This window comes from Achromobacter sp. ESBL13, assembly GCF_036668755.1.
In the GTDB taxonomy this organism is placed as follows: domain Bacteria; phylum Pseudomonadota; class Gammaproteobacteria; order Burkholderiales; family Burkholderiaceae_B; genus Achromobacter.
In genome coordinates this window covers 921,589-948,104 of sequence record NZ_JAZEVT010000002.1, presented here as the reverse complement: position 1 = coordinate 948,104, position 26,516 = coordinate 921,589, and the positions used below count along the sequence as shown (strand labels likewise).

The 26,516-nt window shown below is 65.8% G+C and carries 22 protein-coding genes; 14 read left to right on the top strand and 8 right to left on the bottom strand.

Annotation, left to right across the window (positions count from 1 at the left end; all coding sequences use genetic code 11):
* Positions 1 to 52: 52 nt before the first annotated feature.
* Positions 53 to 913, bottom strand: coding sequence for a helix-turn-helix transcriptional regulator (locus V6F88_RS13165; protein ID WP_332609988.1), 861 nt, complete (start codon positions 911 to 913; stop codon positions 53 to 55).
* Positions 914 to 1,014: 101 nt separating this feature from the next.
* Between V6F88_RS13165 and V6F88_RS13160 the strand changes: the two genes are divergently transcribed.
* Positions 1,015 to 2,481 (top strand): MFS transporter, encoded by a 1,467-nt coding sequence (locus tag V6F88_RS13160; protein ID WP_332609987.1) that lies wholly within the window; start codon positions 1,015 to 1,017, stop codon positions 2,479 to 2,481.
* A 2-nt stretch (positions 2,482 to 2,483) separates the two neighbouring features.
* Here V6F88_RS13160 and proC read toward each other — a convergent pair whose 3' ends face one another.
* Positions 2,484 to 3,290, bottom strand: a complete 807-nt coding sequence (gene proC, locus V6F88_RS13155) for a pyrroline-5-carboxylate reductase (RefSeq protein ID WP_332609986.1) — start codon at positions 3,288 to 3,290, stop codon at positions 2,484 to 2,486.
* Between the two features lie 244 nt (positions 3,291 to 3,534).
* On the opposite strand from proC, the gene V6F88_RS13150 reads away from it, so the two are divergent.
* The 5 genes from V6F88_RS13150 to dapA all read left to right on the top strand — a co-directional run bounded on the left by V6F88_RS13150 (position 3,535) and on the right by dapA (position 9,992).
* Positions 3,535 to 4,962, top strand: a complete 1,428-nt coding sequence (locus V6F88_RS13150; RefSeq protein WP_332609985.1) for an FAD-binding oxidoreductase — start codon at positions 3,535 to 3,537, stop codon at positions 4,960 to 4,962.
* A gap of 77 nt (positions 4,963 to 5,039) precedes the next feature.
* On the top strand, positions 5,040 to 6,122 hold the full coding sequence (locus V6F88_RS13145) for an ABC transporter substrate-binding protein (protein ID WP_332609984.1): 1,083 nt from the start codon (positions 5,040 to 5,042) through the stop codon (positions 6,120 to 6,122).
* 61 nt (positions 6,123 to 6,183) lie between these two features.
* Complete coding sequence (locus tag V6F88_RS13140; RefSeq protein ID WP_332609983.1) at positions 6,184 to 7,263, top strand: ABC transporter ATP-binding protein; 1,080 nt, start codon at positions 6,184 to 6,186, stop codon at positions 7,261 to 7,263.
* A gap of 4 nt (positions 7,264 to 7,267) precedes the next feature.
* Positions 7,268 to 9,043, top strand: coding sequence for an ABC transporter permease subunit (locus V6F88_RS13135; RefSeq protein WP_332609982.1), 1,776 nt, complete (start codon positions 7,268 to 7,270; stop codon positions 9,041 to 9,043).
* 43 nt (positions 9,044 to 9,086) lie between these two features.
* A complete protein-coding gene (gene dapA / locus V6F88_RS13130) occupies positions 9,087 to 9,992 on the top strand; it encodes a 4-hydroxy-tetrahydrodipicolinate synthase (RefSeq protein WP_332609981.1) in 906 nt (301 codons plus the stop codon).
* A 7-nt stretch (positions 9,993 to 9,999) separates the two neighbouring features.
* On the opposite strand, the gene V6F88_RS13125 is transcribed toward dapA, so the two are convergent.
* The 4 genes from V6F88_RS13125 to V6F88_RS13110 form a co-directional block, all read right to left on the bottom strand.
* The gene (locus V6F88_RS13125; RefSeq protein ID WP_332609980.1) at positions 10,000 to 10,830 is read right to left on the bottom strand and encodes an IclR family transcriptional regulator; all 831 of its coding nucleotides are present in this window, start codon (positions 10,828 to 10,830) and stop codon (positions 10,000 to 10,002) included.
* A 185-nt stretch (positions 10,831 to 11,015) separates the two neighbouring features.
* Positions 11,016 to 11,783 carry a phytanoyl-CoA dioxygenase family protein gene (locus V6F88_RS13120; protein WP_332609979.1) on the bottom strand — a complete coding sequence of 256 codons (768 nt, stop codon included), beginning with the start codon at positions 11,781 to 11,783 and terminating at the stop codon, positions 11,016 to 11,018.
* A 116-nt stretch (positions 11,784 to 11,899) separates the two neighbouring features.
* The gene (locus V6F88_RS13115) at positions 11,900 to 13,024 is read right to left on the bottom strand and encodes an AI-2E family transporter (protein WP_332609978.1); all 1,125 of its coding nucleotides are present in this window, start codon (positions 13,022 to 13,024) and stop codon (positions 11,900 to 11,902) included.
* 150 nt (positions 13,025 to 13,174) lie between these two features.
* Complete coding sequence (locus tag V6F88_RS13110; protein ID WP_332609977.1) at positions 13,175 to 14,257, bottom strand: LysR family transcriptional regulator; 1,083 nt, start codon at positions 14,255 to 14,257, stop codon at positions 13,175 to 13,177.
* A 392-nt stretch (positions 14,258 to 14,649) separates the two neighbouring features.
* On the opposite strand from V6F88_RS13110, the gene V6F88_RS13105 reads away from it, so the two are divergent.
* From V6F88_RS13105 to V6F88_RS13095, 3 genes are all read left to right on the top strand, one after another.
* Complete coding sequence (locus tag V6F88_RS13105) at positions 14,650 to 15,846, top strand: efflux RND transporter periplasmic adaptor subunit (protein WP_332609976.1); 1,197 nt, start codon at positions 14,650 to 14,652, stop codon at positions 15,844 to 15,846.
* Positions 15,847 to 15,872: 26 nt separating this feature from the next.
* Positions 15,873 to 19,088 (top strand): efflux RND transporter permease subunit, encoded by a 3,216-nt coding sequence (locus tag V6F88_RS13100; RefSeq protein ID WP_332609973.1) that lies wholly within the window; start codon positions 15,873 to 15,875, stop codon positions 19,086 to 19,088.
* 72 nt (positions 19,089 to 19,160) lie between these two features.
* Positions 19,161 to 20,639, top strand: coding sequence for an efflux transporter outer membrane subunit (locus V6F88_RS13095; RefSeq protein WP_332609972.1), 1,479 nt, complete (start codon positions 19,161 to 19,163; stop codon positions 20,637 to 20,639).
* Between the two features lie 154 nt (positions 20,640 to 20,793).
* On the opposite strand, the gene V6F88_RS13090 is transcribed toward V6F88_RS13095, so the two are convergent.
* Both V6F88_RS13090 and V6F88_RS13085 read right to left on the bottom strand, forming a co-directional pair.
* Positions 20,794 to 21,351, bottom strand: a complete 558-nt coding sequence (locus V6F88_RS13090) for a hypothetical protein (RefSeq protein ID WP_332609971.1) — start codon at positions 21,349 to 21,351, stop codon at positions 20,794 to 20,796.
* Positions 21,351 to 22,286 (bottom strand): LysR family transcriptional regulator, encoded by a 936-nt coding sequence (locus tag V6F88_RS13085; RefSeq protein ID WP_332609970.1) that lies wholly within the window; start codon positions 22,284 to 22,286, stop codon positions 21,351 to 21,353. Before V6F88_RS13085 ends, V6F88_RS13090 begins: the two co-directional genes overlap by 1 nt.
* Positions 22,287 to 22,468: 182 nt before the next feature.
* Here V6F88_RS13085 and gtdA point away from each other — a divergent pair, with 182 nt between their 5' ends.
* From gtdA to V6F88_RS13060, 5 genes are all read left to right on the top strand, one after another.
* Positions 22,469 to 23,557: a gentisate 1,2-dioxygenase gene (gene gtdA / locus V6F88_RS13080; RefSeq protein ID WP_332609969.1), complete on the top strand. Its 1,089-nt coding sequence runs from the start codon at positions 22,469 to 22,471 to the stop codon at positions 23,555 to 23,557.
* Positions 23,558 to 23,700: 143 nt separating this feature from the next.
* Positions 23,701 to 24,399, top strand: a complete 699-nt coding sequence (locus V6F88_RS13075) for a fumarylacetoacetate hydrolase family protein (protein WP_332609968.1) — start codon at positions 23,701 to 23,703, stop codon at positions 24,397 to 24,399.
* Positions 24,400 to 24,411: 12 nt separating this feature from the next.
* The gene (maiA, locus tag V6F88_RS13070; protein WP_332609967.1) at positions 24,412 to 25,050 is read left to right on the top strand and encodes a maleylacetoacetate isomerase; all 639 of its coding nucleotides are present in this window, start codon (positions 24,412 to 24,414) and stop codon (positions 25,048 to 25,050) included.
* A complete protein-coding gene (locus V6F88_RS13065) occupies positions 25,047 to 25,436 on the top strand; it encodes a chorismate mutase (RefSeq protein WP_219991264.1) in 390 nt (129 codons plus the stop codon). The genes maiA and V6F88_RS13065 overlap by 4 nt, the downstream gene beginning before the upstream one ends.
* Positions 25,429 to 26,436: a Bug family tripartite tricarboxylate transporter substrate binding protein gene (locus V6F88_RS13060; RefSeq protein ID WP_332609965.1), complete on the top strand. Its 1,008-nt coding sequence runs from the start codon at positions 25,429 to 25,431 to the stop codon at positions 26,434 to 26,436. The genes V6F88_RS13065 and V6F88_RS13060 overlap by 8 nt, the downstream gene beginning before the upstream one ends.
* Positions 26,437 to 26,516: the final 80 nt, after the last annotated feature.

The window sequence follows — 26,516 nt, the reverse complement described above, 5'->3', positions numbered from 1 at the left end:
ATCTTTAGATATAGCTCTTACGATACATCCGCGAAATCCCCGGCGTCAACGTCTACGTTGTGTTGCGTGCCTTCAACCATTGGGCAAACGCTTCCGCCCCTGGCTCGTCCGGCGCCACCGCATAGACCACCAAGCGCAGGTGGCGGCTTTCATCCACGGTCAGCGTGGTGTGCTCAAAGGCAATGTCGCCCAGCGATTCGATATGCAGCCTGCGCTGGCCCATGCAGGCGCCGTGCACGTCGTGCTCGCGCCACCACGCGTGAAAGTCCGGCGACACGGCTTGCAGTTCGTCGACCAGTTCGGCGATGTCGGGCACGCCTGCTGCACTGGCAAAGTCACGACGAAATGTGGACAGCATTGCGGGCGCCTGCGCGGACCAATCCGTAAACAAGTGCCGCATCGCGGGAACGACGAACAACATCCACAACAAGTTGCGCCGCCCCGTCGGCTGCGCCGAAAAATCGAACACGCTGTCCGCGGCGGCGTTCCACATCACCACATCCCAGCGCAGGTTCAGGATGTACGCGGGGCGGGTCGGCAGGTCGTCCATCAGGCGGCGCACCTGCGGCGGCACCGTGCACCACGTGCGGCCTGCTTCGGCAGGCGGGCGCTGATGGGCAAGCAGGTACAGGTGGCGGCGTTCGGCGGCGTCCAGCTTCAGCACGCGCGCCAGGTTTTCCAGAAACGTCGCGGACACGCTGATGTTGCGGCCCTGTTCAAACCACGTGTACCAAGCCAGCCCCACGCCAGCCAGCGCCGCCACTTCTTCGCGGCGCAATCCGGGGGTGCGGCGCCGGCCACCGGCGGGCAGGCCAAGGTCGGTCGGGCTTAATCGTTCGCGCCGCAATCGCAGGAATTCAGCCAGGTCGGCGCGCGTGCGGTCCAGTCGTTGAGGGGCGGGAGATAGGGTCATGGGAAGTGGCTATTGCCGGTAGTAACAGCATAAACAGCTAAATTGTATAAGGCTCAAAACATGGCCAGAATAGCGCCGATCCCCCTCCAATCGGCACTCCCATGACCGCTAACGCCCTGCCTTCCCCCTGCGCCACACCGCCCTGCCCCGACACCCGCGTGTTGGGCCCGCTGGGTCTTGGCGTGCTGCTGTCAGGTGGCTTTATCACGATCTTTGACCTCTTTGTGGTGAACGTGGCCATCCCCAGCATGCAGACCACCTTGCCCGCGTCGTTCGCGCAGATCAACTTCATCATCGCCGCCTACGAAATGGCGTTCGGCGTGCTGTTGATCGCGGGCAGCCGCCTGGGCGACCGCCAGGGTCGCCGGCGCTTGTTCAGGCTTGGCATGGCGGGCTTTGCGCTGGCCTCGGGGCTGTGCGGGCTGGCGCCGGACGCCAACACGCTTATCGGCGCGCGCGTGTTGCAAGGGGCCGCCGCCGCGCTGCTGTTTCCACAGGTCTATGCGCTGATACGCGTCAGCTACGACGGGCATGAGCGCCGGCGCGCGTTCGGCTTGATGGGTATGACGCTGGGGCTGGCCGCGATTGCCGGCCAGGTGCTGGGCGGCTGGATCGTGCATGCCGATTTCCTGGGCCTTGCATGGCGCACCGTCTTCCTGGTCAACGTGCCGCTGGGCCTGGCGGCGTGGGCGCTGGCACGCCACATACCTGAATCCCGCGAGGCGCAGGCCGCGTCCATGGACTGGCCCGGGGCCGCGTGCCTGGCGGCAGGGCTGGCCTTGCTGCTGCTGGCCTTGATCGAGGGGCCCGCGCGGCATTGGCCTGCGTGGACCTTGGCATGCGGGGCCGCATCCGTTGCGGTGCTGCTGGCGTTCGCGCGCATGCAACGCAGCGTCAAGGCGCGTGGCGGCGCGCCGCTGCTGGACATGGGCTTGATCGCGCAGCCGGGCTTTGCGGCCGGATGCCTGCTGGTGATGCTGGTGTTCTCCACCGCCAGCGCCATGTTTCTTTGCTACGCGTTGTTGGTGCAAACCGGCTTCGGGCTGGACGCGTTGACGGCGGGCCTGATCTTCGCGCCCGCCAGCGTGGGCTTCGTTGCCGGGTCGATGGCCGCGCCGCGCCTGGTGAACCGCTTCGGCACGCCGGCCATTGCTGTTGCGGCCTTGCTGTACGGCGGGGCCACCGCGGCCTTGATGGCGAAGGTGGGCATGGCCGGCGCGGCGCTGTCGCCGTGGTCGCTGGTGCCTGCGCTGGTGTGGCTGGGTGCCGCGCAGGGCGCAGTCAACACGCCGCTGGTCAACGTGGTGTTGGGCCTGGTTCAAGACCGTCATGCCGGCATGGCGGCGGGGGTCGTGTCCACCTTGCAACAAGTCGGCGCTGCGCTGGGCGTCTCGGCCGCCGGCATGCTGTTTGGCGGCGCCTTGCAAGCGCATGCCGACGCCGATGCGCCCGACCGCTACGCCCACGCATTCGCGACCGCCATGCAGTTCAACGTCGCGGCCATCGCCGTGTCCGTCGCATTGCTATGGTGGCTGGGGCGACACCGCGACACGGCCTCACTGGGCTGAGATCAGCCCGCCGACAGTTCCCGTGCGCGCTCTTGCGCCTTGTGCACGGCGGCGCCGATGGCGTCGGCCACGCCGGCTTCCCGCAAGTGCGTCAGGGCCGCATAGGTGGTGCCGCCCTTGGATGTGACGCGATCCTGCAATTCCATCAGGGGCACGTCTTCGCTTGCCGCCAGGCCTGCCGCGCCGCGAAAGGTGGCGACCGCCAGGCGGCGCGCGTCTGCCTCGGAAAAGCCCAGCTCGACCGCGCCCTTTTGCAGCGCCGCCATGAAGTAAAAGACATAGCCCGGGCCGCTGCCCGTCACGGCGGTGACAGCGTCGATCATGCCTTCGTTGTCGGTCCAGATGCGCTCGCCCACGGCGGCAAACAGGGCGTCGACGCGGTCGCGCTCGGCGGCGCCGCACGCCGCCGTGGCGTACAGCCCCGTCATGCCCAGCCCCACCTTGGCCGGCGTGTTCGGCATGGCGCGCACAATGCGCGCGTGGCTGCCCAGCCAGTCCGACAGCGAGGCCAGGTCCACGCCCGCCGCGATGCTGACGACCGTGGCGCTGGCGGGCAGATATTCCCGCACCTGGGCGCAGGCGTCCTGCAAGCCTTGCGGCTTGGTCGCCAGCACGCACAGCGTGGCGTCAGCGACGGCCGGTCCCACGCTTTCCTGGCTGGTCAATCCGCGCGCCACAAGAGCGTCGCGGGTGGGCGCGTAGGGCTCGATCACCAGGAACTCGGCCCGCTCACGGCCTTGGCCTAGCAGGCCGTCAATGATGGCGGAGGCCATGTTGCCGCCTCCGATAAAAACGATCTTTTCGCGCATGGGAATTCAGTTCCAAAGAGGCAGGGAAGGCGACGCAGACAGACCGCATATCGCACGATACGATTGTATTTCGCTCATTTGGCGGGCGACAAGCCGTATGTTCCCCGCCCGCCCCGACTAGAACATACCCTAAATTCGATTGCTATACGATTGATCAAATCGAAAAGCGATTTAAGTGATCGTATGCTGTGCCTCAATGCGCTCGGGTTCGTGTGATCTCCGGGCTTCATTCGGGACCACAGACATGACCTACGGCACCACCCTGCTAGACGCGTTGACCCAGGCCCTGGGCGCCGACGCCATCCTTCATTCCGAAGCCGACATGGCCGGCTACACCGAAGACTGGCGCGGCCGGTACAAGGGCCCGGCGCTGTGCGTTGCCCTGCCCGGCAGCACGCGGCAGGTGGCCGACATTGTGCGGCTGTGCAACGCCCATGCCACGCCCGTGTTGCCGCAGGGCGGCAATACCAGCCTGTGCGGCGGCGCGGTGCCGGATGCCGGCGGCACGCCGCCCGTCATCGTGAACCTGGCGCGCATGCGCCGAGTGCGCCGCGTGGATGCCGCCAACAATTCCATGGAAGTAGAAGCCGGTTGCGTGCTGGCCACGGTGCAGGACGCAGCGGCCGCCGAAGGCCGCTTGTACCCGATCAGCCTGGGCGCGGAAGGCTCGTGCCAGATCGGCGGCACCATCGCCACCAACGCGGGCGGCACGGGCGTGCTGCGCTACGGCAATACCCGCGACAACATCCTGGGCCTGGAAGTGGTGCTGCCCGACGGCGCCATCTGGAACGGCCTGACGGCGCTGCGCAAGAACAATACCGGCTTTGATCTGAAGCACCTGTTCATCGGCGCCGAAGGCACCATGGGCATCGTCACCGCCGCCGTGCTCAAGCTGCATCCGCTGCCCACCCGCCACGCGGTGGCCTGGCTGGCGCCGGACAGCCCGCAAGCCGCGCTGGAAATCCTGGGCAGGTTCCAACGCGCCTGCGGTTCGCGCCTGTCGGCCTTTGAAATGATCGACCGCAATCAGCTGGACATCGTGATGGCCCACGTGCCGGGCCGCAAGAACCCGCTGGGCGACACGCACCCGTGGCATGTGCTGGTGGAACTGTCTGACACGGGCAGCGGCGACGAACTACAAGCGCTGTTGCAGCAGACGCTGGAACACGCGTCGGAACTGGGTCTGCTGCACGACGCCGTGCTGGCCAGCAACGACAGCCAGCGCGCCGCGCTTTGGGAAGTTCGCCACAGCGTGTCCGAAGGCAATAAGAAGGCCGGCGTGGGCCTGACCACGGACAGCGCCGTGCCCGTCTCCAGCGTGCCGCGCTTCATCGACGACGCCACCGCCGCCGTGCGCCGCCTGGTGCCCGACCTGCCGGTGCTGATCGTCGCCCACCTGGGCGACGGCAACGTGCACTTCATTCCCTTCTTCACCTTCGATGCCTGGAACGCCCTGCCCGACCGCGACGCGATGGCCGCCGCTATCCGCCGCGCGGTCAACGATGTGGCCGACGCGCTGGGCGGCACCTTCAGCGCCGAACACGGCGTGGGCCGCACGTCGCTGGCCGAAATGGCGCACTACAAGTCACCCGTTGAACTGGCGATGATGCGCGCGCTGAAGTCCACCTTCGACCCCGCCAACCTGTTCAACCCCGGCCGCCTGCTGCCATGAACGAAGCGCAGCCGCAGCCGCAGCATTAGATCCCCCCCTTGATCCGCAGTCCCTGACCCGACCCGCAGGAGTCTTCCATGAAATCGATCCCCCACAACGCCTCGCGCCGCGCCGCGCTGAAAACCGTGGCCGCCGGCGCCGCCGCGCTGGCCATGCCCATGATCTGGACGCCGTCGCGCGCCGCCTCCAAGCGCATCGTCGTGCGTGATGACGGCGGCATCTACAGCAAGGCCTATGGCGCCGTGTTCTACAAGCCGTTCTCGGAAGCCACCGGCATCCAGGTGGTGGGCGTACAGGCCAACGCCGAACCCACCGCGCAGATCCGCAGCATGGTCGACACCGGCAACTACACCTGGGACATGGCCAAGATCAGCCAGCCCGCCATCCTGATGCTGACCGAAGGCGGCAAGGTCTATCTGGAAAAGCACGGCCTGGAATCCGATCCGGTCGTTGCCACCATCCCCCCGCAATACATGTCGCCCTACGGCGTGGGCAACAACGTCTACACCACCGTGCTGGCGTACCGCACCGACGCCTTCAAGGGCCGCCGCGCGCCCGCGTCGTGGGCCGACTTCTGGAACGTCAAGGACATCCCCGGCCGCCGTGGCCTGCGCAAGCATCCGTTCGACACCATCGAAGAAGCCCTGATGGCCGACGGCGTACCGACCGACAAGGTCTACCCCTGCGACATCGACCGCGCGCTGGCCAGCCTGGACAAGGTCAAGCCGTCGGTGGACGTGTGGTGGAACACGGGCGCGCAGGTCGAACAGATGCTGGGCTCGGGCGAAGTCGACATGATCGCGACCTGGGTATCGCGCGCGCAATCGGCCATCGCCAACGGCGCGCCGGTGCAGATCGTGTGGGACCAGAACATCTGGGGTTGCGACAGCTGGTCCATCCTGAAAGGCACGCCCAACGCCGACGCTTGCCGCGAGTTCATCAAGTTTGCGTCCGACCCCAAGCGCCAGGCCGCGCTGGTCGAGTATTTTGCCGCCGGCGTCACGCAGCCCGCCGCCTTCGACCACATCAAGGCCGACGTGGCGCGCAATTGCCCGACCCACCCCGACAACATCAAGACCGGCCTGCACATCAACGCCGCGTACTGGTTGGACAAGCAGCGCGACGTGCTTGAACGCTTCAACGGCTGGGTCCTGAAATAAGCCATCGGCCGCGCGCCACCGCCGTGGCGCGCGCCGCGCGAATCCTAATGTGCTGAACACCATGTCTTCTTCCAATCTGCAAATCTCGGGCCTGGGCAAACGCTATGGCGATTTTGTCGCGTTGGCGCCCACGCACCTGGACGTCGCTCGCGGCGAATTCCTGACTCTGCTGGGCCCGTCCGGGTCCGGCAAGACCACCTTGTTGAGCCTGATCGCCGGCCTGGCGCAGCCCGACGAGGGCCGCGTGCTGATCGACGGCGCCGACGTCACCTATGGCGCGCCCTATGAGCGCGACATCGGCATGGTGTTCCAGAACTACGCGCTGTTTCCACACATGAGCATCGAAGAGAACATTGCGTTTCCCTTGAAGATGCGCAAGGTGCCGGCAGCCGAAGCGCGCCGCCGCGCGCACGAAGCGCTGGAGATGGTGCGCCTGCCGCACGTAGCCACGCGCCTGCCGCGCGAACTGTCCGGCGGCCAGCAGCAGCGCATCGCACTGGCGCGCTGCATGGTCTATCGGCCCGCCATCATCTTGATGGACGAACCGCTGGGCGCGCTGGACAAAAAACTGCGCGACCAGATGCAGCTGGAAATCAAGCGCATCCACCGCGAACTGGGCACCACCATCGTGTACGTCACGCATGACCAGGAAGAGGCCATGACCATGTCCGACCGCATCTGCCTGATGAACGGCGGCGCGATCGAGCAGCTGGGCGCGCCGGCAGATCTGTACTTCCGCCCCCGCACGCTTTTCGTGGCCGACTTCCTGGGCGAATCGAACCTGCTGCAAGGCGAGGTCACGGCGGTGGACGGCGACGTGTTGAGCGTGACGCTGGCGCATCAGGGTGTTACCGGCCAGGCGCTGTCCAACGGCGCTCCGATTAAGCACGGCCAGAAGGTCACCGTGATGTTGCGCCCCCAAAACCTGCGCGTGGCCACCTCGGGCGCCGGCCTGACCGGCAAGCTGCTGGACGTGATGGTGACGGGCAGCCTGACCAAGCTGTACCTGGACTCGGGCGTGGCCGACGCCGCCCCCATCGTCGTGGCCTACCCCACGCAGCGCCAGGCCGAGCAATACGCCATCGGCCAGCCGCTGACCGTCAGCTGGCAAGCCGCCGACGCGGTGGCCATTGCGGAGTAAACGCATGACATCCCTTGCTACTCCCCGCAAGCGCATGAGCCCCGGCCGCCGCCATTTCCTGATGGCCGCGCCGCTGGTCGTGCTGCTGCTGGTGCTGCTGATCTATCCGGTGGGCCAGCTGCTGTTGCTAAGCGTCGTCGACGACAAAGGCTTTTCGCTGGCGCAGTATCACCGGCTGTTCGAATCGTCGGTTTACGTAAACGTGCTGCTGATCACGTTGAAGATTTCGTTGTGGACCACGTTCTTCTCCGTGCTCGCGGGCTACCCGGTCGCCTATCTGATTTCCAGCCTGTCCGCCAAGCGCAAAACGTCGCTGCTGTTCTGGGTGCTGCTGTCGTTCTGGACCAGCTTCCTGGTACGCACGTTTGCGTGGGTGGTGCTGCTGGGCCGCAACGGCGTGGTCAACCAGCTGCTGCAAGCGCTGGGCATCCTGGATGCGCCGGCCAACCTGCTCTACAACTTCGGCAGCGTGCTGGTGGGCATGGTGCACGCGCTGATGCCGCTGGCGGTGCTGACCATGCTGTCCGTGATGGAGAACATCGACCGCAACCTGCCGCGCGCCGCCTCCACTTTGGGCGCGCGCCCCGGCACGGCATTCTGGAAGATCTATTTCCCGCTGTCGATGCCCGGCGTGGCGGCCGCGGCCATCATGGTGTTCGTGACGGCCATCGGCTTTTTCATCACGCCCGCGCTGCTAGGCGGACGCAAGGAAACGATGATCACGCAGATCATCATCGACCAGGTGCAGCAGACCATGAACTGGGAGTTCGCCGGCGCGGTGTCGGTGTTGCTGTTGGTGGTGGTGCTGGTGGTGTTCGCCATCTATGACAAGGTGCTGGGCCTGTCCACCATGACGGGCGGCGCATCCACGCGCGTGCGCGCATCGGGCAAGGAAAGCTTGTCGCGCCGCGCGGGCGATGCGGTGTTGACGGTGCTGGCGAATGCGTCGGACGCGCTGTTCGCGCTGCTGCCCAAGCGGGTGCGGCGGTCGGTGTCGGGCACCGGCCAGTCGCGCACGCTGTGGTGGATTGTGCTGGGCGTGCTGGCGTTTCTTAGTGCGCCCGCCTTCCTGATGATCCCGCTGTCGTTCGATTCCGGTTCGGGCCTGACGTGGCCGCCCAAGGGCTTTTCGCTGCAATGGTACGAACAGATGTTCACGTCGCCCGTGTGGATGCAGGCGATCACCCGGTCGTTGATCGTGGGCGTGGGCACGGGTTTCCTGGCGATGCTGATCGGCACGCCCGCCGCCTTCCTGCTGGTGCGCGCCAACATGCGCGGCAAGTCCGCGATGCTGGCCTTCGTGCTGTCGCCGATTGTGGTGCCGCGCATGATCATCGCCGTGGGCATGTTTTATTTCTTTGCGCGCGTGGGGCTGGTTGGGTCCACCATCGGGCTCATCCTGGCTCACACCGTGGTGGCGGTCCCCTACGTGGTGATCACCATGATGGCCGTGCTGCGCAACTACGACACGCGGCTGGACCTGGCGGCGCAAAGCCTGGGGGCCGGGCCTTGGGCCACGCTGCGCTTCGTGACGTTTCCGATTCTGGGCGCGGGGCTGATGTCGTCGTTCCTGTTCGCGTTCGCCACGTCGTTCGACGAATTGACGATTGCGCTGTTCGCCTCCGGCGGCCTGAACGCCACGCTGCCCAAGCAGTTCTGGGACGAGGTCACGCTACAGATTTCCCCGGTGATTGCCGCCGTCTCTACCTGCCTGTTCATTTTCATTGCCGCGCTGATCTGGCTGGCCGACCGGCTGCGCCGCCGCAGCCTGGCCAATTAAATCCGACGCATCTGATTTAGATTTATTTTCCTGGATACGCAACATGCTGAACGCAACCCAATTGCGCGGTGTTTTCCCCGCCATCCCCACGCCGGTCAACACCGACGACACCATCAACGTCCCTGCCGCCAAGGCGCTGGTTGCCTACCTGATGCAGCAGGGCATCGACGGCATCGTGCCGTTGGGTGGCACGGGCGAATACGGCGCGCTGCCCCGCGCCGAGCGCATCCGCATGTGCCAGTTGACGGTCGAGGCCGTGGCGGGCCGCGTGCCGGTGATTCCCGGCGTGCTGGACCCCGGCTATCACGACGCGCTGCAAGCGGGCCGCGAATTCGCCGAGGCGGGCGCCGACGCATTGATGGTGCTGACGCCCTACTACACGACGCCCACGCAAGCCGGCATCCGCGACTACTTCCTGCGCTATGCGGATGCGTCGCCGCTGCCCGTGATGATCTACGAAATTCCGTACCGCACGCGCATCGCGATTGCGCCCGAGGTGCTGCATGAACTGTCGCGCCACCAGAACATCATCGGCATGAAGGCCTGCAACACGGACATGTACCACTTCCTGCGCACGGTGGCGGGCGTGGACGAGTCGTTTGCGGTGTTCAGCGGCGAAGACACGCTGCTGCCGGTGCACCTGGCCGCCGGCGCGCGCGGCGGCATCGTGGTCACGGCCAGCTTGCTGCCGTCGGCCTGGCGCCAGGTCTACAAGCTGGCGTCGGAAGGCCGCACGCGGGAATCGATGGAACTGCATCGCCGCCTGATCCCGCTGATGGACCTGGCGTTTGCCGAGACCAACCCGGGCCCGATGAAGTCCGTCATGGACCTGATCGGCGTGAACGCGCCCGCCGTGCTGGACCCGCTGGTGGCCCCGGCCGATGCGTTGCGGTCGGCCCTGCGTGAAACGCTCAAGCCGCTGCTGGCGGAATTCGAAGGGGTGAAGTAAGCCGAGCCTATCTGGAATAGCCCGCGAATTTGGACTTTGAAATCGACGTGGCCGCCACCTGCACATGGGGCGCCAGTTCGGCTTCAACGCGGGCTACCGTCCAGCGGGTCGTGGGCACCGAGATATTGATGGCCGCCACGGCCAGGCCGCGATGATCGGTGACCGGCGCGGCCACCGAGATGTCGCCCAGCACCGTCTCGTTCACGATAATCGCGTAGCCCTTTTCGGCCACGCGCTGCACGCGTTCCATCAACTTGTCAGGGTTCACTTCGGTGTAGGGCGTGATGGGGTCCAGCCGCGTTCGCGCAAGGATTTCGCGGCGGTGCTCGTCGGTCAGACGCGACAGGATCGCGGTGCCGGACGCCGTGAAGAACGCGGGCAGACGGCTGCCGACGGCAATGTCCACGTTGACCAGGTGATGGCCCGGAAAGCGTGCGACGAACACGATTTCATGGCCGTCCAGTTCTTGCAGATTGGTGGTCTCGCCCAGCGTGCGGCTGATGTCCAGCAGATACGGCGAAGCCTTGTCGATCAGCTCGTTGGCGCGCACATAGTTGTACGAAAATTGCAGCACCTTGGGCGTCAGCCCGTAATTGCGCGTATCGGGAATGCGGCGCAGATAGCCCAGCGTTTCCAGCGTGTAGACCAGGCGCTGCGTGGCGCTGCGGTCCAGCCCGGAAGCGCGCGCAATGTCGGCCAGCGTCATGTGGCGGCGCGACCCGTCGAACGCGTGCAGCACCTGGAAGGCTTTTTCAGTGGAACCCACAAACAGTGATGAACGGGTTGCGCTGGGCGCCTGCGATGCTTGCGTGTCGTCGTCGATCTTTGTTTTGGGCACGGGAAACAGCCTGTTCAGTTCCAGGGAGGGTCAGGCAAGAAGCACGCGATGCGGGTTTTGCCGGCCCCGGCATCGCGTATTCATCTTGTCGTTCTGCGTAGTACGGTTGAAATAATTGTAATTCAATTATTTGTCGCGGATATCAATCGATAACGGCTGCCCAGACGGCCGCGCCACCCAATCACTTACCCATCCAACGGCACGTCCGGCTGCGACGCGGAACGCGTGCCCGCGATGGGGTGGCAGGACGCCGGATGATAGGTGTGCACCAAAGACAGTTTCACGCGATCGCTGCGATTGCCCGGCGCGGCATGCAGCGTGCGGCAATGGAAGAACACCACGTCGCCCGCCTCAAGCGTGGGACTGACCGCCTGCGCGATCCAGTCGGCGTTTTGTGGCGCGTCTTCGCGAAAGAACTTCTTTTCATCGAATTGTTCAGGCGCGAAAGACGCCGTGTGCGACCGGGGGATGAACGACAGGCCGCCGTTGCCCGAACTCTCGGGCACCAGCGCCAGCCAACAGGACACCAAGTCAGTATCGGAAAAAGACCAGTAGCGGATGTCCTGATGCCAACCGGTCAGGCTGCCGTAGGCCGGGTGCTTGGTCATCACGCAGTTGTGATGCACGGTGGACAGCACGGCGGGTTCGCCGAAATAGCGCGCCAGCCATTGGCCGATGGCCGGGTCGGTGGCCCACTGCGCAAACAGCGGGTCGCGCGCATAGGCGTTCAACAGCCGGCGCACCGTCAAGCCGCCTTGCGCGTCGCGGGATTCGGGCGCGCCGGGATAGCGCAGGTCGGCTTCGTATTCGATGGGCGCCGCGTGCTCTTGCAAATGGCGCTCGGCCAGGGCGCGCAGCGCGGCTACCCGGGCGGGGTCCGCGAATTGGCGGGCCACCACAAAACCCTGCTGGCGCAGGACGGCAATTTGATCATCGTGCAGGAACCCGGACATCTCAATCCTCACACCCCGCGGCGGTTGCGAAGCGTCTGCGTGCGGGGCAGGCGCGTACCGGTCAGGCGCCGGTAAACGCGGGGATGGCTAGATTACCAAAGCGGGCGGGCCGCGCGTCAGGAAGAAGGCGTTTTTTCAACGCGCGGCGTCACAGGCGGCAGCGGCGGGCGAGCCCGCTCGGCGTCGCGCTCCTGGACTTCGTGGTGCACCCATTCGCGCCACACGGCCACCAGCAAGGCCATCAGCACCGGCCCGACGAACAGGCCCACGATGCCCATTGTTTTCACGCCGCCCACCAGCCCGAAGAACGTCGGCAGGAACGGCAGCTTGACCGGGCCGCCCACCAGGCGCGGGCGCAGGGTTTTGTCCACGATGAACAATTCAACGCTGCCCCAGACCATCAGCGCGATGCCCGCCACCAAGTGGCCGGAACCGACCAGGTACAAGGACACCAGCGTGAATGACAGCGGCGCGCCGCCGGGTATCAGGGCCATGAAACCGGTCACCACGCCCAGCAGCACCGGCGACGGCACGCCCGCCACCCAGTAGGCGATGCCCAGCACCAGGCCTTCGCCCAACGCAATCAGGCCCATGCCGGTCACGGTGGAATTGATGGTGGCCGGCACCACGCGGGAAAACCGCTGCCAGCGCGCGGGCAGGATGCGTTCGCCCAGCACGTCCAGCTGCGCCACCATGCGGATGCCGTCCTTGTAGACGAAGAACAGCGTGATCAGCATGAACAGCACGGTCAAGAGCAGCTGGAACACGTTGCCCGTAGCCGCCAGCACCATGCGGTAGATGTTGCCCAGGTGTTCGCCGCTGACGGCTTCGACCAGCGCGCCCAGCGCGTGGGGCTGGCCGATATACGATTCCCAATACTGGCCCAGGCGCTCGCCCAGCATGGGCATCGACGTAATCCAGTTGGGCACGGCCACGCCGTGGCGGTTGGCCGCGATGGCCCAGGCGAAAAAGGTGCTGGCTTCCTTGATGGCGTAGGACAGCGCCAGCGACATCGGCACGATCAGCACCACGATGACCATCAGCAGCGCCAGCGACGCGGCCACGGCCGTGCGGCCGCCGCAGCGCACCACCAGGCGCTGGTACAAGGGCCAGCTGGCCAGGCCAATAATCAGGGCCGCAAGAGCAGGAACGAGAAAGCCGCTAAGGAAGTACACCCCGGCCAACAGCACGAGCAAAAGCAGCCAACGGGCCATCAAATAAGCGGGTAGAACAGGCTGCATAGCGCGGATCGACAGTAAGGGCGTTGTAGGCTTTGACTGTCGGACTATACAGACGTTTCAAGATATACGAGGGACGCAAGCCCTGTATTTACTACGGGGATTCCCGTGGTCTTTCGGCGTGGCACGCACCCGGCGCGCCACGCCGCACGCTTACAGCGCGTACTCGGCGGCCTCTTCGCGCGGGCTGCGGCGACGCGGCGGCGTCTGGGCCAACACCGGTTCGGCCAGCGGCTGGGCGGCGGGCGCCCCCATCGTCATGGCGCTGGGCATGCCCAACTGACGCTGATAGACACCGCAGCTGGCGGCTGCCGGATCGGTTTCGTCGCGGCCGCTCAATAGCGGGCATCCGGCGAACAATTCAGCCACCCAATCCGTAAACGCGCGTACCTTCGGCGACAACTGGCGGCTTTGCGGATACAGCACGGAAATCGGCGTAGAGCTAGGCTTCCACTGCGGCAGGATTTCGATCAGCTCGCCCGATTGCAGGTGCGGCAGGGCCATGTAGCGGGCCACCTGGATCAGGCCGAAACCCTTCAGCCCGCAATCCAGATAAGCGCCGGCTTCATTCACCGCCACCGTGCCCTTCATGTCCACTTCCTGGTGCTTGCCGTCCACCTTGAAGTCCCAGGTGCAGTTACGGCCCGTGCGGCTCATGAAGTAATGCACCGCGTGGTGATCGCGCAGCGATTCGATGGTTTGCGGCATGCCGTGGCGCGCCACGTAGGTGGGCGATGCGCAGGTGACGGTCTGCAAGGTGCCGATGCGGCGCGCGACCAGGCTGGAATCTTCCAGTTCGCCTCCGCGAATCACGCAGTCGACGGCCTCTTGCACCATATCCACAGGCCGGTCGCCCAGGCCCAGCACGAGCTCGACGTCGGGGTATTTGTCGTGGAAATCACACAATGACGGGATCAGGATCAGCCGGCCGATGCAGGTCGGCACGTCAATGCGCAGCCTGCCCTTCAGGCGCAGCGCTGCTTCCTGGAAACAGGCCTCGGTTTCCTCGACGTCCGCCAGAATGCGCACGCAGTGCTGGTAATAGCCCGCGCCGTCCGGCGTCAAGCCGATACGGCGCGTGGTGCGGTTCAGCAGTCGCACGCCCAAGAGGCGTTCGAGGTTCTGGATGATGGTGGTGACGGTGGTGCGCGGTAGCGAGAGGCTGTCGGCCGCCCGCGTGAAGCTGTTGGCGTCCACGACGCGCACAAACACCTGCATAGCCTGAAAACGGTCCATGGCGGCGGTGTCCTTTTAGGCAAATAAGTCGGGGTGAACGGAGCATAACCCGATTTCGACGCTGATTAGTCATCCGTACTGAACAGTGTTGCCGGATTAACTGTGTTTATCCGGCCCCACAAAACACTCAGAATGCGAACCATCTTGAAGTGCCCTTGCCTCCCGGCGACCCCACAGGGCATGTCAATCCTCAGCTTCCGTCCTCGCAGAGCCCGCCCCCGGCACTCTGACTGGGATCCGCAACCCCGCTGGATGTTGCGTTGCAGCATAAGCATATAAGCCTATCCGCAACGGATGCTGAGGACTGACATGGCCAGACCCGCCGCAGCCGCCCCCGCCCCGGGCTCCAAAAGCAAGCGCGCTTTCGCACCTAAATCTTTCAAGGAAACATCATGGTTTCGCGTAAACGTATTGCTGTGCTCGTTGTATTTGCCGCCGTGCTGGCGGCTGGTGGCGGTTATGCCCTGACCCGTGGCCCGGGTGGCGGCAACGTCGCCGTGGCCCAGGGCGCGCCCGCCGCAACCCCGGTCGAAGTGGCCGAAGTCGTCAACAAGACCATCGTGGACTGGCAGCGTTATTCCGGCCGCCTGGAAGCCATCGACCGCGTTGACATCCGCCCGCTGGTGTCCGGCACGCTGACGCAAGTGCACTTCCAGGACGGCAGCATCGTCAAGAAGGGCGACGTGCTGTTCACCATTGACCCGCGCCCGTACGCGGCCGAGGTTGACCGCGCCGCCGCCGCCCTGACCGCCGCCAAGGCGCGTGCGTCGTACACCGCCACCGAACTGGCGCGCGGCCAGCGCCTGCTGGGCGACAACGCCATCGCGCGCCGCGACTTCGAGGAAAAGCAGAACGCCGCGCGCGAAGCCGCCGCCAACCTGCAAGGCGCGCAGGCCGCGCTGGACTACGCCAAGCTGAACCTGGGCTACACCCGCATCGAAGCCCCCGTGGCCGGCCGCGTGTCGCGCGCCGAAGTCACCGTGGGCAACGTGGTGGCCGCCGGCGCCGCGTCCGTGCCGCTGACCACCCTGGTGTCGGTATCGAAGATGTACGCATCGTTCGACGTGGACGAACAAACGTTCCTGAAGTACGTGAACCCGGCGCGCAACGGCAAGGCCGGCTCGGTGCCGGTTGAACTGGGCCTGGCGAACGAAGAAGGCTATTCGCGCACCGGCGTCGTGCAGTCGGTGGACAACCGCCTGGATGCCACCTCGGGCACGATCCGCGTGCGTGCGGAATTCGACAACGCCGACGGCTCGCTGTTGCCCGGCCTGTACGCCCGCGTCCGCCTGGGCGGCAGCGACCCGCGTTCGGCCGTGCTGATCGACGAAAAAGCCATCGGCACCGACCAGGACAAGCGCTACGTGCTGGTGCTGGACGACAAGAACCACGCCGTCTACCGCCAGATCAAGCTGGGCGCCAACCAGGAAGGCCTGCGCGTCGTGGATTCCGGCCTGAAGCCCGGTGAACGCATCGTCGTCAACGGCCTGCAACGCATCCGTCCCGGCGACGCCGTGACCCCCACCGTCGTGCCCATGGTTGCCGCCAAGCGCGCACCGGTGCAGACCGCCGCGGCCCAGGTCCAGTAAGGCCCGCGCGTCTACAGAGAACGCTCATGAATATCTCAAAGTTCTTCATCGACCGGCCGATCTTTGCCGGTGTGCTGTCCATCCTGGTGCTGCTGGCCGGCCTGTTGGCCATGTTCCAGCTGCCCATTTCCGAATACCCGGAAGTCGTGCCGCCGTCGGTGGTGGTGCGCGCGCAGTATCCGGGCGCCAACCCCAAGGTCATCGCCGAAACCGTTGCGTCGCCGCTGGAGGAATCCATCAACGGCGTTGAGGACATGCTGTACATGCAGTCGCAGGCCAACAGCGACGGCAACCTGACGCTGACGGTCAACTTCAAGCTGGGCGTGGACCCGGACAAGGCGCAGCAGTTGGTGCAGAACCGTGTGTCGCAAGCGCTGCCGCGCCTGCCGCCGGACGTGCAGCGCCTGGGCGTGACCACCGCGAAAAGCTCTCCGACGCTGACGCTGGTGGTGCACCTGATTTCGCCTAACGACCGCTACGACATCACCTACCTGCGCAACTACGCCATCCTGAACGTCAAGGATCGCCTGGCCCGCATCACGGGCGTGGGCGAAGTCACGGTGTGGGGCTCGGGCAACTACTCGATGCGCGTGTGGCTGGACCCGCAAAAAGTCGCCCAGCGCGGCATGACGGCGTCTGAAGTCGTTGCCGCCATCCGCGAACAGAACGTGCAGGTTGCCGCCGGTGTGATCGGCGCATCGCCCACGCAGGGCGACGTGCCCTTGCAGCTGAACGTGAACGCGCGTGGCCGTCTGCAAAGCGAAGAAGAGTTCAAGGACATCATCCTGAAGACCTCGTCCGACGGCGCCGTGACGCACCTGTCCGACGTTGCACGCGTGGAATTGGACGCGCAGGAATATGGCCTGCGTTCGCTGCTGGACAACAAGCAGGCGGTGGGCATGGGCATCATGCAGTCGCCGGGCGCGAACGCGCTGGACGTGTCGTCCAAGGTGCGCGCCGCCATGGCCGAGCTGGCGCAAGACTTCCCGCCGGGCGTGGAATACCGCATCGAATACGACCCCACGCAGTTCGTGCGTTCCAGTATCGAAGCCGTGGTGCATACGCTGCTGGAAGCCATCGCGCTGGTCGTGCTGGTGGTGATCCTGTTCCTGCAAACGTGGCGCGCATCGATCATCCCGCTGCTGGCCGTGCCGGTCTCCATCGTGGGTACGTTCGCGCTGCTGCTGGTGTTCGGCTATTCCATCAACGCCTTGTCGTTGTTCGGGATGGTGCTTGCCATCGGGATCGTGGTGGACGATGCGATCGTGGTGGTGGAAAACGTGGAACGCAACATCGCGGCGGGCTTGAGTCCACGCGACGCCACCTACCGCGCCATGCGCGAAGTCAGCGGCCCCATCATCGCTATCGCGTTGACGCTGTGCGCCGTGTTCGTGCCGCTGGCGTTCATGACGGGCCTGACCGGCCAGTTCTACAAGCAGTTCGCCATGACGATTGCCATCTCGACGGTGATCTCGGCCTTTAACTCGCTGACCCTGTCGCCCGCGCTGTCTGCCCTGCTGCTGAAAAGCCATCACGACAAGCAGGACTGGCTCACCCGTGGCATGAACCGCGTCTTCGGCCGCTTCTTCAACTGGTTCAACAACATGTTCGGCCGCGCGTCCGAGTCCTACGGCACGGGTGTGTCCAGCGTGATCCGCCGCAAGGCCGGCGCGATGGGCGTGTACGCCGTGCTGGTGGCGGCCACGATCGGCGTGTCGTACCTGGTGCCCGGCGGCTTCGTGCCCGCGCAGGACAAGCAGTACCTGATCGGCTTCACGCAGTTGCCCAACGGCGCGTCGCTGGACCGCACGGAAGCGGTGATCCGCCGCATGAGCGACATCGCCTTGAAGGAACCCGGCGTGCAATCCGCCATCGCGTTCCCGGGCTTGTCCATCAACGGCTTTACCAACAGTTCCAGCGCCGGCATCGTGTTCGTCACGCTCAAGCCATTTGACGAACGCAAGGGTGCCGAGCTGTCGGGCAACGCCATTGCCGCATCGCTGAACCAGAAGTTTGCCGCCATCCAGGATTCGTTCATCGCCGTGTTCCCGCCCCCGCCCGTGATGGGTTTGGGCACGCTGGGCGGCTTCAAGCTGCAACTGGAAGACCGCGCGGCGCTCGGCTATGCCGAGCTGGACAAGGCCAAGCAGGCCTTCCTGGAAAAGGCGCGTCAAACGCCTGAACTGGGCCCCTCGTTCTCCAGCTACGAAATCAACGTGCCGCAGCTGGATGTGGACCTGGACCGCGTGAAGGCCAAGCAGCTGGGTGTGCCGGTGACGGAAGTGTTCGACACCATGCAGATCTACCTGGGTTCGATGTACGTGAACGACTTCAACCGTTTCGGCCGCGTGTTCCAGGTGCGGGCGCAAGCCGATGCCCAGTTCCGCGCGCACGCCGACGACATCCTGCAACTGAAGACCCGCAACGCCGCCGGCGACATGGTGCCACTGTCTTCGCTGGTGACGGTGAATCAGACGTTTGGCCCCGAAATGGTGGTGCGATACAACGGCTACACCGCCGCCGACATCAACGGCGGCCCGGCGCCCGGCTTTTCGTCGGACCAGGCGCAAGCCGCCGCCGAACGCGTGGCCGCCGAAACGCTGCCGCGCGGCGTGAAGTTCGAATGGACCGACCTGACGTATCAGCAGATCCTGGCGGGCAATGCCGGCTTGTGGGTGTTCCCGATCAGCGTGCTGCTGGTGTTCCTGGTGCTGGCCGCGCTGTACGAAAGCCTGACCCTGCCGCTGGCCGTGATCCTGATCGTGCCGATGAGCATCCTGGCTGCGTTGACGGGCGTGTACCTGACGGGCAACGACAACAACATCTTCACGCAGATCGGCTTGATGGTGCTGGTGGGGCTGTCCGCGAAGAACGCGATCCTGATCGTGGAATTTGCCCGCGAGCTTGAAATGAGCGGCCGCACGCCGCTGGAAGCCGCCATCGAAGCCAGCCGCCTGCGTCTGCGTCCGATCCTGATGACGTCCATCGCGTTCATCATGGGTGTGGTGCCGCTGGTGCTGTCGTCGGGCGCCGGTTCCGAAATGCGTCATGCCATGGGCGTGGCGGTGTTCTTCGGGATGTTGGGCGTGACGCTGTTCGGCCTGTTCCTGACGCCGGTGTTCTACGTGCTGCTGCGTTCGCTGGGCGGCAAGCCGCTGCACTCGGCGGCCCAGCATGAAGCGCCGGAGTGCGCGCCGCACATCGACCCGCATGCGCCGCACGCCCCGCAGACTCACGCGTAAAGCCGGCAGACCCACAGAGAAGCCAGCGCGCCCTGCCCCACCGGGCGGGGCGCGCGACAAAGAGAATTCATCATGATCCAAAGACTGACCCGCGGTTCCGCCCTGCTTGCCGTCCTGCTTGTGCTGGCCGGCTGCGCGGTGGGCCCCACCTATGAAAAACCCTCCGCCGCCGCGCCGGCGGCCTTCAAGGAAGCCGCCCTGCCCGCGTCCGAGGCCGGCACCTGGAAGCCCGCTGAACCGTCCGAAGACGCGTTGCGCGGCGCCTGGTGGAAGATATTCGGCGACGACGGCCTGAACCAATTGCAGGAAGAGGCGCAGCAGGCCAACCAGAACCTGCAAGCCGCCGCCGCGCGCCTGGCGCAGTCGCGCGCGCTGCAACGTGAAGCCCGCGCCGGCTTCTTCCCGACGCTGGACGCGGCCTTCGGCCCCAACCGCCAGCGCCCGTCCGCCGTGTCGCAAGGCTTGCCCGATGGCACGTCGACCAGCCCCGTGACGACGTGGCGCGCACAAGGCGCGGTGTCGTATGAAGCCGACCTGTTCGGCCGCGTGGCTTCCTCCGCCGACGCCGCCACGGCCGACGCGCAGCAAAGTGAGGCGCTGTACCGTTCGGTGCTGCTGGCCTTGCAGGCCGACGTGGCCACCACGTATTTCCTGGTGCGCGAACAAGACGCCGAATCGCAGCTTTATCGCCAGACGGTCAAGCTGCGTACCGACACGCTGCAACTGATCCAGCGCCGCTACGACGCGGGCGATATCAGCGAACTGGACCTGGCACGCGCCAAGGCCGAGCTGGCATCCGCGCAATCGGAAGCGCTGGGCATCGACCGCCGCCGCGCCGCCGCCGAACATGCGCTGGCCGTGTTGCTGGGCCGCGCGCCGTCGGACTTCACGATGCCGCCGCAGCCCATCCAGAAGGTGGCGCTGTCGATTCCCGCCGGCCTGCCGTCCACGCTGCTGGAACGCCGCCCCGACATCGCCGCCGCCGAACGCGCCATGGCCGCCGCCAATGCCCGCGTGGGCGCGGCCAAGTCCGCGTTCTTCCCGCGCCTGGACATCACCGGTGCCTTTGGCTATGAATCGTCCGACCTGGGCAACCTGTTCCAGTGGTCCAGCCGCACGTTCCTGTTGGGTCCGCTGGTGGGCGCCGCCTTGTCGATGCCGATCTTTGACGGCGGCCGCCGCCAGGCCGGTCTGGACCGCGCCCGCGCCGTCTACGAAGAAGACGTTGCCGTGTATCGCCAAACGGTGCTGAACGCCTTCCGCGAGGTTGAAGACAACCTGGCCAACTTGCGCATCCTGGCCGACCAGACCAAGGCGCAGGACGCCGCCGTTGACGCCTCGGCACGCGCCGCCAAGCTGTCGCACACGCAGTACCGCGAAGGCTCGATCAGCTATCTGGACGTGATCGAAGCCGACCGCAGCGTGCTGCTGCAACAACGCGTTGCCGTGCAATTAAGCGGTGAACAGGCACGGTCGGCAGTGGAACTGATCCGCGCCATCGGCGGCGGCTGGGATAACCCGGTGCCGGCCGACACGATCGCATCGCGATAGGGCGCTAAGCCGCTAAGCCGCTAAGCCGGCAAGGCGGGGATGCCCGCGGCGCCAAGCCAGGCGCCTGGCGCAGAGTGCCTGGTGCCACGCGCCTGGCGCCCGTTGCCTGGATGCCTATGCATAAGCCATCACGGTGCCCGTCACCGGTGATGGCTTATTTGTTTTGGCCGTGGCCGCCGGCCACCACGCGCAGCGCCACGCGATATCCCGCGAATACGTAGAACGCCGCGCTGTTCACCACCAGCCACGCGCCCAAGCCGCCCAGCAGCGCCACCACCGGCCCCACGGCGCGCACGCCGCCCAGCGCCCAGGCGGCAAGGCCCATCGCGCCAATCGCGATCAGCGCCAGCACCAGCCGCCTGATCAGCACCAGGCCCGCGCATCGCCCCGCCATCACCATCACCACGCCGATCGCCAACGCCAGCGCCGTACCCGCGCAAACCGCCACCAGCGCAAACGCGGCCAGCGCCGCGCCCGCGGATCGCAGCAGCAGGCTCAGCACTTCAATCCCGACGCCCAGCCCGCCCGTCATCACCAACACCGACAAGACCAGCGGCGACCACATGCCGGGCGGCATGCGGCGCGCGTCCATGTCGGCCACAAAGCGATGCATGGCCGTCGATGCGGCCGGGTCGCCCGAGCCGGCCAGCGCGGCCTCTACCTTGCGGCACTGCGCGATCAACGCTGCCAGCCCCGCGCCCGGCGCTGCCATCAAAGCCTCGTCACACCGGGCGCATGTTCCGCGACCGTGTTGCGCAACGCCGCCATCGCCTCTTGCACGGCCATCGGGCGGAACGCGTCTTCGCGCCAGTACATTGCCACCGAACCAAAGCCCGACAAGCGCACGGGGATGATGCGCATCGCGCGCATCTGCGAAAAGCGCAGTGCCGCGCGATGCGAGGCCACGCTGATCATGTCGCTGTTGTTGATGAGCGTGAGGTTGATGGTGACCGAGTTCGATTCCACGTGATCGGCGGGCGGCGCCTGGCCGGCAGCCGCCAGCGCCGCGTCCACCGCATTGCGGATCGGCGTGCCCTTGGGCCAGAGAATCCAGCGGTACGACAGCAGGTCCGGCCAGGTCGGTTGTTCAATGGCGAACAGCGGATGGCGCGGGCGCGCCACCAGGTGGATGGGCTCCAGGTACAAGGCCTCGAAGCGGATGGCGGGGTCGTGATGTTCGGGCGCCGAGCGGCCCACCACGATATCCAGATCCCCTTGCGCCAGCTGCGCCAGCAGCCGGTCGGTAGTGCCTTCGACCAGTTTCACGCGCGCTTGCGGCATGCGTTCCAACAGCTTCATCACGGCCAGCGGCACGGTGTCGGAAGCCGACGCGCCGGATGCGCCGATCACCACTCGCCCGCCGCCGCCTTCACGCAGCGCGGCCATGTCGGCGCCCGCGCGGTCCAGCTGCGCTTCCAGCCGCTGCGCATGCGCAATCAGCACGTCGCCATGCGGCGTGGGCCGCAGCCCGCGCGCATGGCGCTCGAACAGCGGCAGGCCGATGTCGTCTTCCAGGTCTTTCAGCCACTTCGACAGCCCGGGCTGCGTCGTGTTCAGCATGGCCGCCGAATGGCTGATGTTGCGGGTCTGCGCCAGACTTAACAGCATCTTCAGGTTGCGCAGCCGCAGGCGATGGGTCCAGTCCATGCAGGCCCTCGTGCGTGGGAGGTTGTCTCGTATGTATATATTTATTCGTATGGATAATAAGATAATTTCATTTCAAAACACATAGCTGCTTACGCATAATCGTCTTCGAATCTGGACCAGCCGCGAACCACGTGGCGGCCACCTGTAGAAGCCGGCTTCAGCCGGACATACCGGAGACAAACATGCCCGACGGCCACACCCCCGGCGCAAACCCCGACGCACACCCCGGCGCGCAGCCCAGCGCCGACCGTGCGCAGTACTACGCCCGCATCGCCAAGAAACACATGGCTCCGCTGTGGGAGTCCCTGCATAACCTGGTGCCCCGCCAGCCCTCGCCGCGCTGCGTACCCGCCCTGTGGAAATACGACGACGTGCGCGACGACGTCATGGCGTCCGGCTCGTTGATTAGCGCCGAAGAAGCCGTGCGGCGCGTGCTGATCCTGGAAAACCCCGGGCTGCCCGGGCAAGCCAGCATCACGCAAAGCCTGTACGCCGGGCTGCAACTGATCTTGCCGGGTGAAGTGGCGCCCAGCCACCGCCACACGCAGTCGGCACTGCGTTTCATCGTGGAAGGGCGCGGCGCCTACACCGCCGTCAACGGCGAACGCACCACCATGCACCCGGGCGACTTCATCATCACGCCGTCCTGGACCTGGCACGACCACGGCAATGCCGACACCGTTGAAGGCGGCGAACCGGTCGTCTGGCTGGACGGCCTGGACATTCCGCTGCTGCGCTTTCTGGATGCGGGCTTTGCCGAAAACTATCCGCAGGCCGCGCAGCCCGTGACCCGCCCCGAAGGCGACAGCATGGCGCGCTTTGGGCACAACATGGCCCCGGTGCGCCACCAAGCCACCAGCGGCACGTCGCCCATCTTCAACTACCCCTACGAACGCAGCCGCGAGGCGCTGGACGCGCTGTATCGCCATGGCGAGCTTGACCTTTGGGACGGCGTGAAGCTGCGCTACCTGAACCCGGCCACGGGCGGCTACCCGATGCCGACGATGGCCACGTTCATGCAGCTGCTGCCGGCGGGCTTCCAGGGCAAGGCGTATCGCAGCACCGATTCCACCGTGTACAGCGTGGTGGAAGGCCGGGGCATCGCACGTATCGGCGACGAAGAATTCCACTTCGGTCCGCGAGACGTGTTCGTCGCGCCGTCGTGGATGCCGGTGCAGTTGGCGGCGCTGGATGACGCCACGCTGTTCAGTTATTCCGACCGCCCGGTGCAGGACGCGCTGGGCGTGTGGCGCGAAGAACGCATCGGCTGATCCCGGGCGCGCGGTGTAAGCGCAGTGCAAGCGCGGTGATTGCGTAGTGGGGTTTGAACCCTGCGCCTTGCGCTTTGCATTTCCGTTGCATCCCCTTTGCGTTTCCCTTTTTTCTTTTCCCTTCCGTCTTTCCAGGGTGATTCATGCCTTTCGTGTTTGCTCCCCCCGCGCCCGTTGCCGTGCCCATCGCCGGCAGCCAGGACACGTTTCCCGTACGCCGCGTCTACTGCGTCGGCCGCAACTACGCCGCCCACGCGCGCGAGATGGGCTTTGACCCCGACCGCGAACCGCCCTTCTTCTTTTGCAAGCCCGCCGACGCCGTCGTGCCGGTGGCAGACGGCCAGACGCTGGATCTGCCCTACCCACCCGAAACCGCCAACCTGCATTACGAAATCGAACTCGTCGCGGCCATTGGCCAAGGCGGCGCCGACATTGCCGTGGACGACGCGCACAAACATGTCTGGGGCTACGCCGTGGGCCTGGACATGACGCGCCGCGACCTGCAAATGAAAATGCGCGAAGCCGGCCGCCCGTGGGAATTGGGCAAGGCATTCGATCGCAGCGCACCCATTGGCCCGCTGCATCCGGCGGCATCGACCAGCGGCATTGAACACGCCGGCATCTGGCTACAAGTCAACGGCGCCGACACGCAACGCAGCAACATCGAAAAGCTGATCTGGTCAGTGGCCGAAACCGTGGCCTACCTGTCCCGCTACTTCCGGCTGGAGCCGGGCGACCTGATCTACACCGGCACCCCCGAAGGCGTCGGCCCCGTCGTGCGCGGCGACCAGATGCTGGGCGGCGTGGATGGGCTGGGCACACTCAGCGTAAAGATGGTCTGACCAGGAGGCCGCATGCAACTGCACAGCTTTTTCAATAGCTCTACGTCGTACCGCGTGCGCATCGCGCTGGCGCTCAAGGGCCTGCCCTACGACTACGTGCCCGTGAACCTGCGCAAGCAGGAACAGCGCGCGCCCGACTACGTGGCGCAGAACCCGTCGGCCGGCGTGCCGCTGCTGACCGATGGCGACGTCCAGCTGTCGCAGTCGCTTGCCATCATCGACTACCTGGACGCCACGCATCCCACGCCGCGCCTGATCCCCACCGATACCCTGGCGCGCGCCCGCGTGCTGGAACTGGCGGCTGCCATCTCGTGCGATATCCATCCCGTCAACAACATGCGCATCCTGCGCTACCTGCAAGACGTGCTGGGCGCAACCGACGCGCAAAAGAACGACTGGTATCACCACTGGATCAAGGAAGGGCTGGGCGCCGTCGAGCAATTGCTGGCACGCCATGGTCATGGCGCATATTGCTTTGGCGACGCGCCCACGCTGGCCGATTGCTGCCTGGTGCCGCAAGTGGCCAATGCGCAGCGGATGGGCTGCGACCTGTCGCCGTATGCCCGCATCCTGCGCGTTTACGACCACTGCAACGCGCAACCCGCCTTCCAGCAAGCCGCGCCCGCGCGCCAACCCGACTACACGCAATGACCACGCCCATGCAAGAGCCCGACACCCAAGGCGCGCCCCTGCGCGAATACACCGACCCCGCCTACCAGCCGCTGTGCGCCACGCTGGCCGATGTGCGCGCCAACATCGATCGCCTGGACGACGAGATCGTCCGCTTGATCGCCGAGCGCGCGATGTACGTGAAAGATGCCGCGCGCTTCAAGCGCGACGCCTTCCAGGTCAGCGCACCCGCGCGTCAGGCGCAGGTCTTTGACAAGGCGCGCGCGCTGGCCACGCGCCACAACCGCGGCTTTGCCAACCTGGAACAGGTGGTGGACGCAACGTATCGCGCAATGGTCGCCGCCTTCATCGCCAACGAACAAACCTATTTCGACACCATGAAAAACGTGGGAGACACGCATGACTAAGTTGTTGCCCCAAGGCCTGACGCACGCATTGGGCCGGGGCCTGATGGGTCTGTTGGCCCTGTCCGCCGCCGCGCCGCTGACGTCCGCGCGGGCCGCCGACGCCTGGCCTGCCCAACCGCTCAAGGCCATCGTGCCCTTTGGCCCCGGGTCCAGCCCGGACCAGGTGGCGCGCATTGTCAGCGAGAAGGCCGGCGCCATCCTGGGGCAAACCATCGTCATTGAAAACAAGCCCGGCGCCAGCGGCAACATCGGCACCTTCGCCATCGCCAACGCCAAGCCCGACGGCTATACCTTCGGCGTGTCCATTACCGGCCCGCTGGTGAACAACACCTTGTTGTTCGACAAGCTGCCCTATGCACCCGCCACCGATTTGGCGCCGCTGACGCTGGCCGTGCACCAGCCCAACGTACTGGTGGTGCCCGCGTCCGCCGGCATCGCCAACGTGGCGCAACTGCTGGAGGCATTGAAGAAAAATCCGGACAAGTACAACTTCCCGTCGCCGGGCGCCGGCACGGTGTCGCACCTGGCCGTTGAACTGCTGCTGCAACAGATCGGTGCACGCGCCACGCACGTGCCCTATCCGTCGTCGCCCGCTGCGTTGACGTCGCTGTTGTCGGGCGACACGCAGTTTGCCGCGCTGCCGCCCATTGCCGTCATGCCCATGGTGAAAGACGGCCGCTTGAAGGCGCTGGCGGTGACGTCGTCCAAGCGTTCCGCCTTGCTGCCCGACATTCCGACCTTGGCGGAAGTGGGCGTGCCAGGCATTGAGGGGTCGGCATGGATCGGCTTCGTGGTGTCGTCCAAGGTGCCGGCCGACATTCAGAAAAAGCTGTCGGACGCGTTGATCCAGGCCATACGCGACCCGGAAGTCGCCAAGCGGCTACAAGCGCAATTCATGGACCCGGTGGGCAGCACGCCCGCTGAGTTTCGCGCCTACATGGACGACGAACTCAAGCGCTGGGAACCGCTGATCAAGAAGCTGGGCATCAAGGGCCAGTAAGCGGTAATTCGTGGCGCACCGCTTGGTGGCGCAACGCAGGGTGGCGCACCGCTTGGTGGCGCACCGCATGGTGGCGCACT

Coding starts and splice junctions, on each gene's coding strand:
- dapA (WP_332609981.1), top strand. CDS start 9,087: ATGCTGAACGCAACCCAATTGCGCGGTGTTTTCCCCGCCATCCCCACG.
- V6F88_RS13115 (WP_332609978.1), bottom strand. CDS start 13,024: ATGCAGCCTGTTCTACCCGCTTATTTGATGGCCCGTTGGCTGCTTTTG.
- V6F88_RS13120 (WP_332609979.1), bottom strand. CDS start 11,783: ATGTCCGGGTTCCTGCACGATGATCAAATTGCCGTCCTGCGCCAGCAG.
- V6F88_RS13165 (WP_332609988.1), bottom strand. CDS start 913: ATGACCCTATCTCCCGCCCCTCAACGACTGGACCGCACGCGCGCCGAC.
- V6F88_RS13075 (WP_332609968.1), top strand. CDS start 23,701: ATGCCTTTCGTGTTTGCTCCCCCCGCGCCCGTTGCCGTGCCCATCGCC.
- V6F88_RS13095 (WP_332609972.1), top strand. CDS start 19,161: ATGATCCAAAGACTGACCCGCGGTTCCGCCCTGCTTGCCGTCCTGCTT.
- maiA (WP_332609967.1), top strand. CDS start 24,412: ATGCAACTGCACAGCTTTTTCAATAGCTCTACGTCGTACCGCGTGCGC.
- V6F88_RS13060 (WP_332609965.1), top strand. CDS start 25,429: ATGACTAAGTTGTTGCCCCAAGGCCTGACGCACGCATTGGGCCGGGGC.
- V6F88_RS13090 (WP_332609971.1), bottom strand. CDS start 21,351: ATGGCAGCGCCGGGCGCGGGGCTGGCAGCGTTGATCGCGCAGTGCCGC.
- V6F88_RS13145 (WP_332609984.1), top strand. CDS start 5,040: ATGAAATCGATCCCCCACAACGCCTCGCGCCGCGCCGCGCTGAAAACC.
- V6F88_RS13085 (WP_332609970.1), bottom strand. CDS start 22,286: ATGGACTGGACCCATCGCCTGCGGCTGCGCAACCTGAAGATGCTGTTA.
- V6F88_RS13160 (WP_332609987.1), top strand. CDS start 1,015: ATGACCGCTAACGCCCTGCCTTCCCCCTGCGCCACACCGCCCTGCCCC.
- V6F88_RS13135 (WP_332609982.1), top strand. CDS start 7,268: ATGACATCCCTTGCTACTCCCCGCAAGCGCATGAGCCCCGGCCGCCGC.
- V6F88_RS13100 (WP_332609973.1), top strand. CDS start 15,873: ATGAATATCTCAAAGTTCTTCATCGACCGGCCGATCTTTGCCGGTGTG.
- proC (WP_332609986.1), bottom strand. CDS start 3,290: ATGCGCGAAAAGATCGTTTTTATCGGAGGCGGCAACATGGCCTCCGCC.
- V6F88_RS13065 (WP_219991264.1), top strand. CDS start 25,047: ATGACCACGCCCATGCAAGAGCCCGACACCCAAGGCGCGCCCCTGCGC.
- V6F88_RS13150 (WP_332609985.1), top strand. CDS start 3,535: ATGACCTACGGCACCACCCTGCTAGACGCGTTGACCCAGGCCCTGGGC.
- V6F88_RS13140 (WP_332609983.1), top strand. CDS start 6,184: ATGTCTTCTTCCAATCTGCAAATCTCGGGCCTGGGCAAACGCTATGGC.
- V6F88_RS13105 (WP_332609976.1), top strand. CDS start 14,650: ATGGTTTCGCGTAAACGTATTGCTGTGCTCGTTGTATTTGCCGCCGTG.
- V6F88_RS13110 (WP_332609977.1), bottom strand. CDS start 14,257: ATGGACCGTTTTCAGGCTATGCAGGTGTTTGTGCGCGTCGTGGACGCC.
- gtdA (WP_332609969.1), top strand. CDS start 22,469: ATGCCCGACGGCCACACCCCCGGCGCAAACCCCGACGCACACCCCGGC.